This window comes from Bradyrhizobium erythrophlei (assembly GCF_900129505.1).
GTDB classification, from domain to species: Bacteria; Pseudomonadota; Alphaproteobacteria; order Rhizobiales; family Xanthobacteraceae; genus Bradyrhizobium; species Bradyrhizobium erythrophlei_D.
In genome coordinates this window covers 5902539-5918638 of sequence record NZ_LT670818.1, presented here as the reverse complement: position 1 = coordinate 5918638, position 16100 = coordinate 5902539, and the positions used below count along the sequence as shown (strand labels likewise).

The following is a 16100-nucleotide window of genomic DNA, read 5'->3' as shown; positions in this document are numbered from 1 at the left end:
GGAGCTACGCGTGCTGGTAAGTACAAAGCGCCTGCGCCAGGTCCGCGATGCCGTGCCGCCGCAACAATGTCTGCTGCCGACCGAGTGCGAATTTTATCAAGCCTACAATTGGTGTCTGAACCCGTTTCCGACGGTCCTTGAAGCGACCGACCACCTTCGCGGCGAGATCGACAAACTTAAGGCCGTGCCGCATGACTGGCGGGCCGGAGAGGTCGTCAACAACGTATTTCTGCTGTCCTGCGCCCTGTTGAACGCTGTTGACGAATACCTGCGCGGGCCAACCCTGCGCATGCCCAGGCCGTTGGCCGCAACACGCCTTGGGCATAGCGCCAGATGGGCGACGGAAAGACTGACGGGTATCCTGCCGCAGCGCCATCGGGCGCAGGCACGTCGCTGGCGGGAGCGCTGGCGGGCAGGGCTGGACGATTTTCTTACAATCGTCGTTGCTGGGCAACTCTCTGACCCGACCCCCTTCGCTGAGACAGGCAGCAAGTTGGCTAAGCTTCTGCTTTCGCCTTTGCCACCCGATTTGCAAACCGAGCACGTCGGTGTCCCAACCCCATTTCGCCGGCTCGACCTGACGCATTTCGATGTGGTCGCGCTCGGACAACGCTTTGCGCAGCGCTTCCCGAATCGCTCGGAAGCGATCCTGGTCCTGGGGTTGCGCACCTCGGGTTCCTATTTCGCTCCGCTGCTGCGAGCATTTCTCAAGACTGAAGGCTATCAGACGGTGTCCTCACTGACGGTTCAGCCGAACAAAGGACTGGGGCGGTGGGAGCGTCAGGAACTCCGGCGTTGCGCCCAGCGGGGCTTCACGGCCCTAATTGTGGACGACGCGCCACACACCGGTGGTACGGTCGTCTTGGGTCTCGATATGGCTCGCCGAGCCGGATTTGCCCCCGATAAGCTCAGAGCCCTCGTCCCTGCTCACCCGGCGAGAAGGGACTGCTTCGGCCCTCTATCCGAGAATCTTGTCGTGTCGCTCGAAGCTGAGCAATGGCATAAGCATCGCCTGCTCGACCAGAGATTGGTGGAAGGCCGATTGGCTGAGTACTTTCAGCATCAGAATTTCGCCAACATAGGGCTTGTCGCCAGCAAAAGCGCTGGGGAGTTCAACGCTCGCTTGCAGGATTCGTCGCGCGGCGATCGCGGCACCCGGCTTAAGCGGATTTACGAAGTTCACTTGAAGACGCCTCAAGGACAGGAGGAAACGCGGTACGTCCTGGCAAAAAGCGTCGGTTGGGGGTGGCTTGGCTATCACGCGTTTCTGGCCGGACAGCGGCTTTCTGGCTTTGTTCCGCCGATCCTCGGGTTGCGCGACGGGATTCTCTACATGGAATGGCTGCCGCAGTCCCCGCTGCCTCAGGACATGCATATCGCGGAGGACGACCATACGGCGCGCGAGGCGCGGATCGACAGGTCCGCCTCTTATGTGGCTGCGAGAGTCCGGCATCTCGGATTGGGAACAGGCCCCGCATCGCGCAAGGGTCTGCGACGGGACGAAAACGGCTTTCGGTTGCTACAGAAGGTGCTGAGCAGAGCCTACGGTCGGATTGTCACGGACACGCTGATGCAGCCACGCCTCGAGCGGCGATTGTGCGAGCAGCCTTGTCCGTTTCCCACACTCATTGACGGCAAGATGGGGCGAGACGAATGGATCACCGGGTCACCGGGATTGCTCAAGACCGACTACGAGCATCACGGCATGGGCAAGTCCGAGCTGAACGTGGTCGATCCTGCCTACGACCTGGCGGAGACCATCCTGACCCTGGCACTCTCACCCGATGAGGAGAGCAGGCTGATCCGGCGCTATGTCGAGCAGTCGGAAGACGCAGGCGTAGAGCAACGGCTCTTCATGCACAAATTGCTCGCAGGCTTTTGGGCAATGAACACGGCCCAAGAGCACCTCTTCGGCAAGCCGCTTGTCGCCGACAGGCAGCAGGAATTCCATCACCAACTCATGAGCGCCTGGAATTTTCTCACGGTCCATACCGCGCGCTATTGCGGCAGCTTTTGTCGGCCGCCGCAAGCGCTGGATTGGCGTTCGCCGCTTGTCGCGCTCGATCTCGACGGTCTGCTCGACCGTCGGCTCTTCGGCTTTCCATGCACCTCGGCGGCCGGCATCGAGGCCCTGTCTCTGTTGAACGCCCATGGATTCTCGGTCGCCTTGAACACGGCCCGGTCGGCCGCTGAAGTGAAGGATTACTGCCACGCCTATCATTTGGCCGGAGGCGTCGCCGAGCACGGCAGCTATCTGTGGGACGCTGTAGGTCAGCGCGAGCGAATTCTCATCAACCCCGAGGCTATGGTCCAGTTGGACGAGCTGAGAAGTCATTTGCGGCTGCTCCCCGGGGTATTTCTCGATGACCGCCATCAATATTCCGTTCGGGCTTTCACCTACCACGACAAGCCGCGCGGCCTTCTCTCCTCTCTCTTGAAGTCGGCGCGCTCGTTCAGCATCGGGGGCGGCGCTCCGGCGCCGCTCCCGACGCTCGTCATGCATCATTTGATGAAATCCTTGGGGCTGGATCGGCTGTCCTTCCATCACACCACAATCGATACGACGATCGTGGCCAAGGATGTCGACAAGGGTACAGGCTTGTCGGTCCTGCGCGATTGGGTCTTGAGGCCCGACGCCGAGACGATCGCGGCCGGCGACTCGGAAGGGGATCTGCCGATGTTTCGCGCAGCCACACATAGCCTTGCCCCAGCCAATATCGATTGTGTCCGTGAGGCCCGGCTCCTCGGCTGCCAGATCGTTCGACATCCTTACCAGCGGGGCCTGCTCGAGATCGCACACTCGCTTGTGCATCCGGACGGTGGGTCATGCGAACACTGTGCAGAGGGTAAAGCCCTGCGGCCCGGCGGCCCGACTCTGTTTCTGGAGCTTCTGCAAGCCGCGGACGAGAGCCGGGCCAGAAATCTGTTCCGCGGCCTATTCGACCCCGCTGTCTTCAAGATTTTCGTGCGTTAGCGATCTGTCGACTTCATGCAATCGACGCGCGCGGTGCCCCAGGCGCACCGGGGCGAAACGGCCCGAGGGCCAGCCGGCATAGGTCTTATGGATTACCCCGACTGGAATCCTTTTCATCGTGCCTGATCCGGCGTTCACTCTGGGAGTTTGGGGCAGCTCCTGCGTTGATCGCAGGCCTCGTAGCGGAAGCCGCATGGCCACAACCCTGGAGTCCGGAAAGTCGAGAATGACAGCGCAGTTAAAGATAAAGGAGAATGAGGCCACCCTTCTGCGAGCCTATTACGAGGAGGTCGCACGCGACACGCTAGGAATTCTCTGGCATAAAAAGCTACTTATTGTGGGGATCCTTCTCGCGGCTCTTTTGTTCGCGTCAATTTTTCTCGTTCTGATCGGGCCACGCTATACGAGTGCAGCCACCATCCATCTCAATTTCACCCGTGAAGAGCGGACCACCGGGACGAAAATCCAACCGATCGCCTCGATCGACCCTGTTGCGCTCGTGGACGGTGCCATACGTGGCATTCGCTCGCGTGCAACGGCCAGCGCCGTGGTTGCTCGGCTCGGTCTCGATAAGGATCCTGAATTTGCGCGTGAGTCGATTGTGTGGCGCGTGTTCTCGATCATGCGAACAGGGCTCGGACTAGCGGCGGTGGAACCCTCGCAGCGCGACCTTGCCGTGAACGAGCTGATGCGGAAGATCACCGTGACTAGCGAGACGCGCTCCTATTTGATCTCGGTCGCGGCTACAGCAGGAGATCCGGAACGGGCCGCCAGGCTTGCCAACGCGGTTGCTTTGGAATACCTCCGCGGCCAGATGTTGCAACAGTTGGCTGATACCCAGGCCGTCGCTGAAGGAGAATTAACTGAGCTTTCCTCGGTATACGGTGTACGTCACCCGAGCTACGTTCTCGCGCACACGCGGCTCGACACTCTGCAAAATCGCTTGACCGCCTTGCGTAACGGGCCACCTGACGATGATACTGTCAGATTCGTCACAGGGCAGTCATTTGTTGCGGCCGAAAAGACCTTGTTCCCTTCCGGCCCCCGTATCATTTTGATTCTTGGGCTTACGGCGGGCGCGGCGCTCAGCGTCGGGATATGGCTGGCTCTGCGGCTCGCACTGCGCAGACAGCCCCGGCCGGACAAACTCGCCATCGTAGGCGACCGCGCTGGATAGCCTATCCGCGCGCAGCCGTCGCAACAAGAGAAAGCGATGTTGCCGTATTGACGATAGGCAGTTCAGTGAGTGTTAAAGAGCCGTTTCGCACGAAGACTGGCGGATCAGTGGCCTCGCCGATGGACGCCGATCCGGATGCACCGAGCAAGCTGGCCAGGTTACGGACCGGACGACGCCCTTTCCGCAGCTGATCCCGCATGCCGAGTTTCCAAACAAGCTGGGTAGCGAAAGTAAATTGGGAACATCAATCTAACGAGTGCAAGAGCAGCATCGAGAACGAGAATAAATTTCACTGTCGGCTCAACCTCCACTTATTAAACTAAACATTTCCACTGGGCGGAGGGTCGACCCGCCCTTATGTAACCGCTGTCAACTTTTTTTCCCACTCGAGGGCGTGCTCAATCATTGTTGGCAAATCATTCAATTCTGGCTCCCACCCCAGTTTCATGAGTTCATCGCTATTTGCCACAATTGAGGCGGGATCTCCCGCTCGCCGGGGCGCTTGGCGAATTTCGAAATCAACTCCCGCGACCCTCCTTACTGCGTCAACAACTTGTCTTACTGAATACCCCCGTCCATAGCCGCAATTAAGCGTTCGGGACTCTCCGCCGTCCCGCAGATGATCGAGCGCCGCAAGATGCGAACGAGCCAAATCGGAAACATGCACGTAATCCCGCACGCATGTACCGTCAGGCGTTGGGTAGTCGCTGCCATAAATATTCATGTAGGAGCGCCGGCGGAGTGCCGTCTCAAGTGCCACTTTGATTAGATGCGTCGCCCCAGGTGTCGATTGACCAAGGCGTCTGGCCGGATCGGCTCCCGCGACGTTAAAGTAACGCAGGGTCACATACCGCAGATCATATGCCGCGCTTGCATCAACCAGCATATACTCCGACATTAGCTTTGACCTTCCATAAGGCGAAAGCGGCGCTGGATCAGCTGTCTCACTTACAGGCGTAGAACTTGGGTTGCCATAAACTGCCGCAGTCGAAGAGAAAACAAAATGCTTTACGTTTCCTCTCACTGCTGCTTGTAGCAGAGTATGTGTTTTGACCGTGTTGTTGAGATAATAGTTAAGCGGATCGGCTACCGATTCCGGAACGACTATTTTGGCCGCGAAATGTACGATAGCGTCAATCCTATGGTTTTGTATAAGACGCAATACTAACTCCGTATCTCCGATGTCGCCGGCAAAGAAAGGGACGCCTGACGGAACTGCTGCCCTGTTACCGGTCGATAGATCATCCAACACAATTGGAATTTCGCCCCGATCGATAAGAGCGAGAACTGTATGGCCGCCAATGAACCCAGCGCCCCCCGTGATCAGTATCGTCATTCGATAACTCCTTTCGATGAGTCACATCGCTAAATGGCGGAATTTTGGGGCGGTGCTGATGCGACCGCATTCGATTATTGACAGACTTTCGATCAGGGCTGCGGCCACTTGCATGCCGCCGCGATCTTGCGCCGGACTTGATCAAGCCCGACCAATTGAAACGTGCTTTCAGACGGCGTAGCTTTTCCGGCGTACACCTTGATGAGAAGCTGGCCGCGATCCGGCATCGAGCGCAAGAAGCGCACAACGTCGCCCCGAAAGCTGAGGTTTTTACCCGTCACCGCAGGCATCCAGCGCTGTTCGACAGGCGGCTCTTCGTTGATCCGGTACACGACCTTCACCTCACCATCCGTAGCCTGTTTCCAAGAGCCGGTCGTGGAAATTGTCAGCTCGGTGCGCTGGGCGCGACAGTGAATGGCGAGCGCTGACGGGGCGTCTTGCTGCGGCGCGCGCGCCATCGTCTGCGCGGCGATCTGCGGCTTATAGTCAACCGGTGAGGTCGTCTCGCTGATGGTCCAGTTCGGGCCTTGAGGTTGCGCGGCCTCGTCTGGCGTCATTTCCTGCAAGAGCTCATTGACGCACTTCAACCGCTCAAGGCCTTCAAATCGTGAGCATGCCTTGAGGCGATCGACGGCATCACCGGTTTGAGCATACAAGGCGTGGCTCAGGCTTGAGAGCACGACTACAATGAGTGCGCCCACGCCCTTCATTGTGATGGCGCCGCTGTTACGGCCTGCGGACGATCGAGCCAATCCTGCGCCGGCCGAAACCGCTCGAGACCCGGCACCTTGGCGCGCAGGTTGACATCCTTCCACTTCGGATCGAATCCGGGGGACTGCAACCTGTCGAGGCGACCGAACAGGTAATCCACGAAGCGCGCTACGCGCTGGTAGCGGTCGGATTGTTGAGGCCAGTTGTAGGCCGCCAGGATGGTGGGGACGGCGATGGTCGCGATCCGCTCACCTTTTGGCACCAGGTTCGGATAGTCGGCCGCCTCGATCGATGACGGAAGATAGTAGTCCTCGAATTTGGTGTCGTATTCGATCGGGAGAAACTTGAACCCTGGATCCCAACGTCCCTTCAGAAAAGCGTCAACGGGCTTTGACGTCACAAACACGACGGCCGAGACTTCACCGCGCTTCATTTGCCCCAGTGCCACTTGATGCGGAATGAACATCTTTTCCACATTTAGACCCAACCGACTGAAGATCAGTGGACCCGAATAGGCGGCTGCCGTGCCCTGCGTGTTAAAGTTGACCTTTTTGCCCCTGAGGTCTTCGAGTGACCGGATCTCGGGACGGACGAAGATGTGCAATTCGGACGGAAAGAGGTTCAGAATGTAGACGAGGCGCCGTTCAATGAACGGCACCTGAGCCTTGTACTCGTCAAGAGCATCGGTGTTGATGATGGCCGCATCAACACCCCTGAGATATAGCAGCGAGTTGACATTTTCAGTTGCACCTTGCGTCACGATCGGAATGACGTGAAGCTTGTCCTCTTCATTCACGACGCGAGCGATCTCTGCCGCGAGCCGAAGCGGAGCACCTTCGATGAACCCGCCGGCGAGACCGACGGTCCATGCATTGATCCGTTCTTTCGCGGCTAGGTCCGCCCTCCGCGCCGCCGCGGCCGCCGGCGTCTCCCGCGTCGGGTGGGATTGAGCATCGGCGGGCAGCTGGAGGCCAAGCACGGCTAATGCCATCGTAGCTGATGCCATCGTAGAATGCTTCATGGGCGACATGGGCATCTCCCTCCTCCAGCTGGCTAACGTGGGGCCGGCCGAGCTACGAGCCGACCCCTATTTCAAAGTTTCGATCCGCTCCTTCGCATCCTCAATGCCGCCTGCCTGCGCCCGTTCATATAGTTCACGCGCCTTCGTGAGATCACCGGAGATTCCGCGTGCGCGCCAAGATTGCAGCACGCGCGCGTCGTAAGTCTCGGCCAGCATAAAGGCAGCTCGCGCGCTGCCACGCTCAACAGCGTGTTCAAGCAATGGGCGAGCGCCGCTAATATCAGCTTGCAGAAGCAATGCGTTTGCCCGAGCAAGCAGCCTCTGTTCGTCTGCGAGCGAGCGGGAAGCGGCGCTCGCCGATGTAGATCGCTCTGTCCTCACAGCGACTTTCGGATCCAAATCCGACGCGGCTTCGCGCGCGGTCGACTGCGGCTGCGGACGCGGCAATTCCGAAGCGGACGACCGTCCCGAGGTCGAGGCGACGGCTTCGCCACGAATCTGTTCCGGTGAGCGCTCCTTTCCCTCGATCGTCCTCGAAGAGGACTCGGCCATCCGCTCCTGCGAGCTATCAACGGCCGGCTCGCGTGAGCGCACGGCACCAGGAGCATTCAAGTTAGCGATCTGCCGGTTAGCGGCTTCGAGTTCGTTCCTGACGGCGATAAGCTCGCGCGCGCGGGCGTCGGCGCGATCGTGCTCGCTCGCGAGAGCCAGTTTCTGCTCCGCTGCGATGGCTGTATTTGTCTCCGTCGCCTGTAACACCTCGGCGTGCGCGGCGGCGAGAAGTGAGGAACGCTTCTCGGCCTCTTTCCGCGCCGAGGCAAGCTCGCGCCCAAGCGTCTCGGTCTTTTCGCCTTCCTTCCGAAGTGCCAGGTCTTGTTCGATTTTCGCCGCCTCAGCGGTTCGCGCGGCCTCCAGACCCGCGGCACGCGTCGTATCGAGTTCTGCGCGGAGGGAAGTTAGTTCGCGCGCAAGGACCTCGCCCCTGTCTCGCTCTTGTTCGAGCGCTTGCTTTTGCTCGACCGCCGCGGCGGCTTGCGCGATTTCCGGGCCTCCGTTCCGCGCGGCGTCGAGTTCCGCCCGGAGGGAGGTAAGCTCACGCGCGAGGGTGTCTGCTCTGCCCCGCTCCTGTTCGAGTTCCTGCTTTTGCTTAATCTCCGCCTCGCGGGCTTGCACGGCCTCCGAACCTGCGATCCGCGCCGCATCGAGTTCTGCCCGAAGGGAGGTAAGTTCACGCGCAAGGGCCTCTGCCCTGTCTCGTTCCTGTTTGAGCGCCTGCTTTTCCTCGACCTCTGCCGCGGCGGCTTGCGCGACTTCCGGGCCTACATTCCGCGCGGCGTCGAGCTCCGCCCGGAGGGAGGTAAGTTCATGCGCAAGGGTATCCGCCCTGCCCCGCTCCTGTTCGAGCTCCTGCTTTTGCTTGATCTCCGCCTCACGGGCTTGCACGGCCTCCGAACCTGCGATCCGCGCCGCATCGAGTTCTGCCCGGAGGGAGGTAAGTTCATGCGCAAGGGTGTCCGCCCTGCCCCGCTCCTGTTTGAGCTCCTGCTTTTGCTTGATTTCCGCCTCGCGGGCTTGCACGGCCTCCGAACCTGCGATCCGCGCCGCATCGAGTTCTGCCCGGAGGGAGATAAGTTCACGCGCAAGGGCGTTTGCCCTGCCTCGCTCTTGATCAAGCGCCTGCCTTTGCTGGACCTCCGCCTCGGGGACTTGCACGGCCTCAGAACCTACGATCCGCGCCGCATCGAGTTCCGCCCAGAGGGAGGTAAGTTCACGCGCAAGGGCGTCTGCCCTGTCTCGCTCTTGATCAAGCGCCTGCCTTTGCTTGATCCTCGCCGCCTCAGCCGCTGACCGCACCGCATCGAGCTCTCCTCTGAGCGACGCGGTCGCACGTGCACGGGCTTCAGCCCCGTCCGGCTCCTGTTCGTGTTCAAGCGCCTGATTTTGCTCCCGCGCAGGGGCGGATTGCGCGGCTTTGCCCTGTGCTGCATCTAACTGTCGAATGGGAGTCAGCCGGCCTGCGAGAATGTCGACTTTTTCACGGCCGCGTTCGGGAATCTGCTTTTGCTCGATAACCGTTGTTTCAACAACCTGCGAGACCAGCAAGGCTTCGCCCCGCATGACGTTGGGCTGCGCGAGCTTAGGTCCCATTTCGGTTGGTGCAACGAAAGCCTGGACGCGGGTCTTGCTTTCACCGCATAGCCCCTTGTCCAACGTGGCTCCGATGAAAAGCCACAGAAAACACACCTCTGCAATGACAGATGCACGTGCAATGGCTCCGCGCATGTCCTCGATCGGTTTGGGTCGCAATAGCGAACGGATTGCGGAAACAATCGACGCGCCCTCGGTTTGAAACAAAACGCCTTGGTGCGCTGTCCAATGGGCAGTGGTCGTCGCGTCACCAGGATCTTGGTTGACCAGGAAAACCGGTTTTCGGTTCTTGGCTGTCGTCTCAATTGCCTGCAAGCCCATCAGGATAACTCAAGTCGGGCTCACATGACACAGCCTTCACCGTTCGCTTGTCGATGTCGCAATTGAGGTAGTCAGAAGGGAGTAACTATGCCAGTCGCAGCAATTAAGTAGATCACCCGATCATTTGGTGGAACGCTCTTGCGTTTGGTGGAACGCTCTTGAGCCGCACATTCGGGCGTAACCACGCTGAGCGTACACTTGAGCCAGCCCCATCAAGGATAACACCATGAACAGATCATTTTTCATCCTCGCCGAAGCGGCCTCCATTGCACTCGCCTTAGCGCTGAGCACGCAGCCCGGCATTTCTGCCCAATTCAGGGCTCCGGCCAAAATCAGCACCGCCGCCAACCAAAAGCAGCCGCATCAGCTAGTTGTGCAAGTCGACGTCAATGACCCCGCCGTTATGAATCTCGCCCTTAATAACGTGAACAATGTGGCTAAGCATTACGGTGCGCTCGGCCAAAAGGTTGAGATCGAGGTGGTCGCCTATGGGCCCGGACTGCATATGCTGCGAGAAGACACCTCGCCCGTCAAAGCGCGCATCAAATCAATGAGCGAAGCCATGCCACAGCTCGCCTTTTCCGCTTGCGGGAATACTCGCGAGAACATGACAAGAGCTGAAGCGAAGGACATTCCTCTGATCTCGCAGGCGAAGGTCGTCAAAGCTGGAGTGGTCCGGCTCATGGAACTGCAAGAGCGAGGCTGGAGTTACCTGCGACCCTAACGGCTTCAACAGGACCTCGCCGCGCAGGCCCGGATGGCGGCGTTGGCAATCGACGTTGGAGGGAAATTCAGTGACAGGTCGTCTCCGTCCCGGAACTGTCCGACAAAGATATGCGGAACGACCGCGGCGGCTCTCCTCTTCACTCGCCCCGTGGCCCCGACCTTACCGATGGATTCGATGCGGAGGATTCGGCAGCGGCGCCTCGCTCTTCTCAGGTCGTTGCTGAACCGGGGCAAGTCCTGCGACTTGATCTCCGGAATGGAAGCCCGCACGATCATGGTGCGATATGGCCAGCGCCGCGAGCACGGTTCGGTTGTTGATTTCAAGCTTCTGATAGATGTTATGGAGGTGCACTTTGATCGTGCCATCGGCAATCTTCAACCGGCGCCCAATTTGCTTGTTCGACAATCCCTCCGACACCAGGCGCATGATCTGGCGCTCTCGCTCCGTCAGCACCGCCAGCACATTCTCCGTGATAGCGACGTCGCTTTGCTCCCGAGCTAGCTCATGGTCGGAGGAAAGCAGCGGCCGCAGCCTCTGGCCATCGGCAACCTGCCGCAGAGACCGCAGCAGAACTTCGGGCGAAACATCTTTTATAATAACACCGTAGGCACCGGCTGCCGCAAATATAACGAGTTCGTGGTGTTCAATAGATGCGGTAAAAAAGACCAAGCGTGTGGTAAGATTCTCGGAGTTGACGATGGCGAGGATTTCCAGCCCAGTCAAGCCAGGCATTGACATGTCGAGAACGGCGATGTCCGGCGCCAAACTCCGAATCGCTTCCATGCAGTTCGTACCGTCACTGCAACACGCAACAACTTCGAAGCCACTCTGGGCTCCGAGTAGTTTGGTCAGACCTTGCAGAACCACAGGATGCCGGTCTGCGATCACCACGCTGGTACACCGCATGGGCGGGCCCTCAGGGAATCCGCCCCCCAGTTCTCTTTAAACCCTACGCGCCTAAATATATTTCATCTACAATTTTCCCGAAGTCACTTGCGCCGAAGTGCAGTGCAAAAATTGAAAGCCAACGAACAACCAACGTTACCCAAACAACCAATCTTAGGAGCAGTTGGTATTCTAGTGTGTCCGCTCGCCGACTCTCTCTCGGCAGCACTTTGCAGACCGGCGAGTCCTCTGCTCGTCCTTGAAGACTTTCTTGCCCGTCGTTTCTTTCCTATCAAGAGAATTTCTATCATAGCGTGCAACAATTACAAATTGTATCTTTGATAATTCGCGCCGATGTGATCTTCGCAAAATGGTTTCCACCCGCCGGCCGCGCCATTGGATGCACTTTTGCTTGCACCGCATTTTAATTTTACCATTTTGGCAAATTTCTTACAACGTCTGGCCGCTAGTAACGTGCAGCTCGATCAGAGAATGCGATCTGCACAGATCACGGCGCGACGCCACTGCGACATCTCGTCGCCGACCGCCAGCTTGGTTGCGCTCGCCCGTCACCTATAACCAAAGGTATATAGGGATATCGGTAATTCGAATCTAACATTCAAAAAAATGACACAAAACTCGACCGCAGAGCTTTTCGAAATTTAACCACGAAATTTTTCCCTATGAAAGCGGAGAGCCCCACCGACTGAACAAGCCAGGAATATTCGATACCAAGACTTCCGCCTTAAGAAGAGGTCTTGAACCCGTCGACAATCACAAAGCCAGAGGGCCGGCGCTTGATGATCCGGTCCAGTGTGAAGATGCGTCCACGCTCGGAGGGTCACCATGAGGAGGCGACAATCGTTTGCAACCATACTTGTTGGAAAAAGCATTTTACTTAGAGAAGGACTTGCCAAAATCCTGCGCTCGGCAAATTTTCGCATCTTAGCCTCGGTATCATGCGCCGATGATTTGCAGCCGAGCAAACTTCAATCACACCAGCCTCTGTTTCTCGTCGTTCATACCGGCGACGATTTTGACGCTGCGGTCGAACAAATCGAACTTCTCAGGGATCAGCAACCGGCTGGGCGCATCGCGATCGTAGCCGATCACTATCGGCTAGACGAGCTGGTTTCTGCATTTCGGGCAGGAGCTCACGGCTATTTCGTCGACATCATGACGTGCGATGCATTCATCAGATCCATGGAACTGGTGATAATGGGTGAAATAATTTTCCCGCCGGCCTTTCTGTCATTCGTTCTCGGTCCCGAAGATGAGCAACTCGGCGAAACGGCGCCGCGCGGCGAAAAGAACGAGGCGATGCTCTTCACGACCGAGGACACGCTCACGCCTCAGCTTTCAGCGCGGGAGAAATCAATCTTGCGCTGCCTGATCGAAGGCAACTCCAACAAATGCATCGCGCGAAAGATCGATATCGCCGAGGCGACCGTGAAAGTCCACGTCAAGGCGATCCTTCGCAAGATCCGCGTCCAGAATCGGACACAGGCAGCGATTTGGGGGATGAACAACGGGACATTAACGCGACCGGCGAACGACATCTCGCCGCCCTCAGGTTCCGATGTGAGCAAGCAGCTTCCAAGGCCCGTCGAGGTTATCTCAGAAATAAAGCAAATCGGCGCATCGGTACCGCTAGGCGCGATCGAGCACGAAGCAAATCACGTTGACGTGCCTCGCATCGACCGCCTGATCCGCAAGGGCATCAACCGAAGGGCTCATGGCGCGGCCGGGCCCGGCAAATAGCCAGCGGGCGCGGCATTCCGCTGACTTTCTTCGCCGGCCGCAACGGATTTCAAACTGAACAAGTCACGACGATTGATGGTGACTGTGTTGTCCCGGTTGCAATCAGCGCCGCGGATCGCCGCCACCAGCAGCCTATGCGATTGCCCCGACTAGGCCCTCTGCCTTTGCGACTAGCGCTACAAGTCGTTGCTAGTCGTCAAATTAATCCCACGAGCCCTTGTTTCTCTGGGACCATTTATCCGTCCTACTCTGCGATCATGCCTACCGAATTTCCCAATAGGACAAATCCGCAACCTGCGTTGATGGGCGACAACGGCCTCAACGAAGATCAAGCGAAGTCGCACATCGAAGCAAAAGAGTATTCAATTTCTGGATTGCAAAAGCACAACCGCAGAGTTTGGCGCGGAAAAGCGACAGTGAAAGATGGCAGGTCCGTCGCCGTCATCCTCGATTTAGAGGGCAACATTTACTCCGAATTTAATCCATGAGCGCCGTGTCGGTCCTTGCTTCGGACCGGTTGGTGGCGGAAGAGACAGAGTTCAAATTTTTGCGAGCAATAGGATCCAGCATGGGACTGACACGGTCGAGAGAATTAAACTCCGGCGCTGTGTCATTGAACATCCGCCGCGTTTGGGCGGGGCGGCCGCTCCCACTTGGCTAAGCGTCGACCCCTGATCGCGCGGTCAGTGGTGGCATGACCTTGGGACACCGCGCGACTGCGACGACGATACAATCGCGACCGCGCCCCGCGACGAAACTCGCTTGTTAAGCTGAATACCCGCGCTGCGGGTTAATTCTGGAACCGCCAAACACACAAAGACCGCTCGAAGGCGGTAAGCGCGGAATGTCCGTCATCGGTCGCCGAATAAATTGCGTTCAAATGATGGAATAAGCGTGATGCGAGCGCTGCAAAGGCATCAGCCGAAGGCGGTATCGGCGCCGCGCCAAAAGGTAAAAGGTTAGGTTACCGCCTCGCTGCGCGCTGCTTCCGACTTGAGGACGGTTGAATCCGGAAATCGTCGAGCTTTTTTCCGGATCTGAGCTTTGCAGTCAACCAGCGTGGCCGCTTACCACGGCCCGCCCAAGTCTCTGAGGGTTTGTCGGGGTTTCGGTACTTAGGGAGGACTCGCGGATAGGGACGCCGTTCTCGCCGAACGTTTCCTTCAAATGCACCTGACCCGAGTTGTCGCAGTCGCTGATCAAGTTGCCTTTTTTCCGCAGATATCCTGCGCGTCAGAACAGCATCGATTTCCATGTGAAGAGCCCAAAGCTCGTCAACGGACATCAATTCAAGATCGTCGGGTTTCATGTTCATATCCCCTAGAACTGGTCCAGCCGCCCGATCAAGGCTGGCCGGCGCGAGTTGCGGAGTGTGCCGAAGCGGACAGTTTCTTTTGCTGTGCGGTCGTAATGGTCGCGCCGATGACCGCGACTTCGAAAGCAACCGCTGGCAATGGAGGGACGGAACGTGGGGCCATTAATTGCTCCCATATCGAACCGTCGCTCGGCAATTGGTTACGGTGGTTTCGCAGCTTATTCAATAGCCCAAACGGGTTACGCCAATAAATTAACCCACTAACGGCCCCCGAATTAACCTGAGCCGCCGACACCAAACTTAATACACCACTTTGGTTACGGTGGAATCCTCATGCGTTAAATCGTGCTCGCCGGGCCGGCTTGGCACGAATACGGGATAACTAGGCCCTCGCCCGGATCAGCGTGATTCGAGCGCTTTTACCGGCGCAAGCCGCAAGCGACATTTGCGCCGCGCCCCGAAGCGCGCCGAAGCCTATTGGATTGTCCGATGAAAATGGTTGGATTCAGCAGTCACGCTCGAGCCGCGATGGTCGCGGTAGGGACGAGGATTTCTCCCCGCCCCCCGCGCAGATCCCGGCGTGCGCTGCAAGGCCAAGAAAAGTTGGATGCGATTTATGAGGGAGCACTGACCCGACTGAGGCCGGTCGCAATGACGGCCCTAGTGGCTTCACTTGGTTTCGTGCCGATGGCGTTGGCCACTGGCACGGGCGCGGAGGTGCAAAGGCCAATCGCGACCGTCGTCATCGGCGGCCTTATCAGCGCTACTTTGCTCACGCTGTTCGTGTTACCGGCGCTCTACGCCTTGTTCGGACGCAAGCGGCTGGAGGAAGTGGTCCATCTCGAACTCATACGGCGGGCCGCAGAATGATCAGCGAGTCGATGCGTTACAATGTAGCATTAGTCGACGGTGACGCGGAGAAATGCGACGAGAGGACCGCTAAACGATAGCTAAGTCGGCTATTCGTTTCGGATTTCTGATCGTTCGCGGGCGCGCTAAAATTTCTATAGGCTTGGATCAGTCGTTCTTGCTGCCGTAGTAGCTCTTCAAAAGCCTATAATGGCCTCGGGTAGAGCCGTATTCTTCGTGGAGGCAACTATCTCCCCTGCAAAATGCTGCCTGCCCGTCACAGTGCAGATGTTCGAAGTGTAGTTTCATCAGGTGCGAATTGTTGAAATAGGTCGCAAAGTAGTGGCCGGCGCGCGGTGAGTCTCGGCACATGCGGATGACAGCATTCCGAACCTCGGGAGGCAGACGTTCGATATGTTCCGGATTCCAGGGATCGTCGTGGCCAACCTGGCTGCCGCGAGCGAAGCCCGGCGCGGGATTGCAAAGTAACAGCAAGACAAACCCGGCCGCGATCGCCGAAAGCCGCTCATGAAATGCCAACATGCCAGCACCCACCCATGGTGGAAGACAAGCCCGATGCATTCGCAAAGCAGAGATTATCAGGAATGCTGGCGACCGCCAGTAATATCAGAACTTCGTACATATTCGCCCCCTAGTCGCTGTTGACGGTGCTTGAGCGATAGCTGACCCGAGGAAAAAACCGCAATCCCAACCCGGTTAGCACTTATGTGGTCGTTCACGTGGCACACTTAAGGCGTGTCCAACGCGAGTGCTGATTATTGCACGGGAGTACGCACGACGGTAACCTTGCCACTGCAATGCTTGCGATGATGGATTCTTGTGCCGCTAAGGGAGAGTAACAAGCCAGTTCGGAA

Annotated in this window: 12 protein-coding genes and 1 pseudogene; 6 read left to right on the top strand and 7 right to left on the bottom strand. The window is 58.1% G+C overall.

The window, feature by feature from the left end:
- Positions 1–10: 10 nt before the first annotated feature.
- Positions 11–2974 carry an HAD hydrolase family protein gene (locus tag B5525_RS27420; protein WP_079568799.1) on the top strand — a complete coding sequence of 988 codons (2964 nt, stop codon included), beginning with the start codon at positions 11–13 and terminating at the stop codon, positions 2972–2974.
- A gap of 226 nt (positions 2975–3200) precedes the next feature.
- Positions 3201–4151, top strand: a complete 951-nt coding sequence (locus B5525_RS27415) for a Wzz/FepE/Etk N-terminal domain-containing protein (RefSeq protein ID WP_172899985.1) — start codon at positions 3201–3203, stop codon at positions 4149–4151.
- A 355-nt stretch (positions 4152–4506) separates the two neighbouring features.
- Here B5525_RS27415 and galE read toward each other — a convergent pair whose 3' ends face one another.
- The 4 genes from galE to B5525_RS27395 form a co-directional block, all read right to left on the bottom strand.
- On the bottom strand, positions 4507–5487 hold the full coding sequence (galE, locus tag B5525_RS27410) for a UDP-glucose 4-epimerase GalE (protein WP_079568797.1): 981 nt from the start codon (positions 5485–5487) through the stop codon (positions 4507–4509).
- A 92-nt stretch (positions 5488–5579) separates the two neighbouring features.
- Positions 5580–6197, bottom strand: coding sequence for a type VI secretion system-associated protein TagO (locus B5525_RS27405; protein ID WP_079568796.1), 618 nt, complete (start codon positions 6195–6197; stop codon positions 5580–5582).
- Entirely contained in the window at positions 6194–7219 is a 1026-nt protein-coding gene (locus tag B5525_RS27400; RefSeq protein ID WP_079573848.1) for a TAXI family TRAP transporter solute-binding subunit, read from the bottom strand. Before B5525_RS27400 ends, B5525_RS27405 begins: the two co-directional genes overlap by 4 nt.
- 66 nt (positions 7220–7285) lie before the next feature.
- Entirely contained in the window at positions 7286–9688 is a 2403-nt protein-coding gene (locus B5525_RS27395; RefSeq protein ID WP_079568795.1) for a hypothetical protein, read from the bottom strand.
- A 226-nt stretch (positions 9689–9914) separates the two neighbouring features.
- On the opposite strand from B5525_RS27395, the gene B5525_RS27390 reads away from it, so the two are divergent.
- Positions 9915–10412, top strand: coding sequence for a DsrE family protein (locus B5525_RS27390; RefSeq protein WP_079568794.1), 498 nt, complete (start codon positions 9915–9917; stop codon positions 10410–10412).
- 162 nt (positions 10413–10574) lie between these two features.
- Here B5525_RS27390 and B5525_RS27385 read toward each other — a convergent pair whose 3' ends face one another.
- Positions 10575–11306, bottom strand: a complete 732-nt coding sequence (locus B5525_RS27385; RefSeq protein WP_244567599.1) for a LuxR C-terminal-related transcriptional regulator — start codon at positions 11304–11306, stop codon at positions 10575–10577.
- Between the two features lie 840 nt (positions 11307–12146).
- Here B5525_RS27385 and B5525_RS27380 point away from each other — a divergent pair.
- Positions 12147–13061, top strand: a complete 915-nt coding sequence (locus B5525_RS27380; protein WP_079568792.1) for a LuxR C-terminal-related transcriptional regulator — start codon at positions 12147–12149, stop codon at positions 13059–13061.
- Positions 13062–13363: 302 nt separating this feature from the next.
- Positions 13364–13549 (top strand): hypothetical protein, encoded by a 186-nt coding sequence (locus B5525_RS27375; RefSeq protein WP_079568791.1) that lies wholly within the window; start codon positions 13364–13366, stop codon positions 13547–13549.
- 476 nt (positions 13550–14025) lie between these two features.
- On the opposite strand, the gene B5525_RS27370 is transcribed toward B5525_RS27375, so the two are convergent.
- Positions 14026–14316, bottom strand: coding sequence for an H-NS histone family protein (locus tag B5525_RS27370; RefSeq protein ID WP_338075317.1), 291 nt, complete (start codon positions 14314–14316; stop codon positions 14026–14028).
- Between the two features lie 660 nt (positions 14317–14976).
- On the opposite strand from B5525_RS27370, the pseudogene B5525_RS27365 reads away from it, so the two are divergent.
- Positions 14977–15246: pseudogene (locus tag B5525_RS27365) on the top strand (efflux RND transporter permease subunit); the annotation flags it as partial.
- 147 nt (positions 15247–15393) lie between these two features.
- Here the strand turns inward: B5525_RS27365 and B5525_RS27360 are convergent.
- Positions 15394–15768, bottom strand: coding sequence for a hypothetical protein (locus B5525_RS27360; protein WP_079568789.1), 375 nt, complete (start codon positions 15766–15768; stop codon positions 15394–15396).
- Positions 15769–16100 lie beyond the last annotated feature (332 nt).

What these genes read in the sequence shown, in the direction of transcription:
- B5525_RS27415 (WP_172899985.1), top strand. Translation starts at nt 3,201, where the DNA reads ATGACAGCGCAGTTAAAGATAAAGGAGAATGAGGCCACCCTTCTGCGA.
- galE (WP_079568797.1), bottom strand. Translation starts at nt 5,487, where the DNA reads ATGACGATACTGATCACGGGGGGCGCTGGGTTCATTGGCGGCCATACA.
- B5525_RS27405 (WP_079568796.1), bottom strand. Translation starts at nt 6,197, where the DNA reads ATGAAGGGCGTGGGCGCACTCATTGTAGTCGTGCTCTCAAGCCTGAGC.
- B5525_RS27400 (WP_079573848.1), bottom strand. Translation starts at nt 7,219, where the DNA reads ATGAAGCATTCTACGATGGCATCAGCTACGATGGCATTAGCCGTGCTT.
- B5525_RS27395 (WP_079568795.1), bottom strand. Translation starts at nt 9,688, where the DNA reads ATGGGCTTGCAGGCAATTGAGACGACAGCCAAGAACCGAAAACCGGTT.
- B5525_RS27390 (WP_079568794.1), top strand. Translation starts at nt 9,915, where the DNA reads ATGAACAGATCATTTTTCATCCTCGCCGAAGCGGCCTCCATTGCACTC.
- B5525_RS27380 (WP_079568792.1), top strand. Translation starts at nt 12,147, where the DNA reads ATGAGGAGGCGACAATCGTTTGCAACCATACTTGTTGGAAAAAGCATT.
- B5525_RS27375 (WP_079568791.1), top strand. Translation starts at nt 13,364, where the DNA reads ATGGGCGACAACGGCCTCAACGAAGATCAAGCGAAGTCGCACATCGAA.
- B5525_RS27370 (WP_338075317.1), bottom strand. Translation starts at nt 14,316, where the DNA reads ATGGAAATCGATGCTGTTCTGACGCGCAGGATATCTGCGGAAAAAAGG.
- B5525_RS27360 (WP_079568789.1), bottom strand. Translation starts at nt 15,768, where the DNA reads ATGTTGGCATTTCATGAGCGGCTTTCGGCGATCGCGGCCGGGTTTGTC.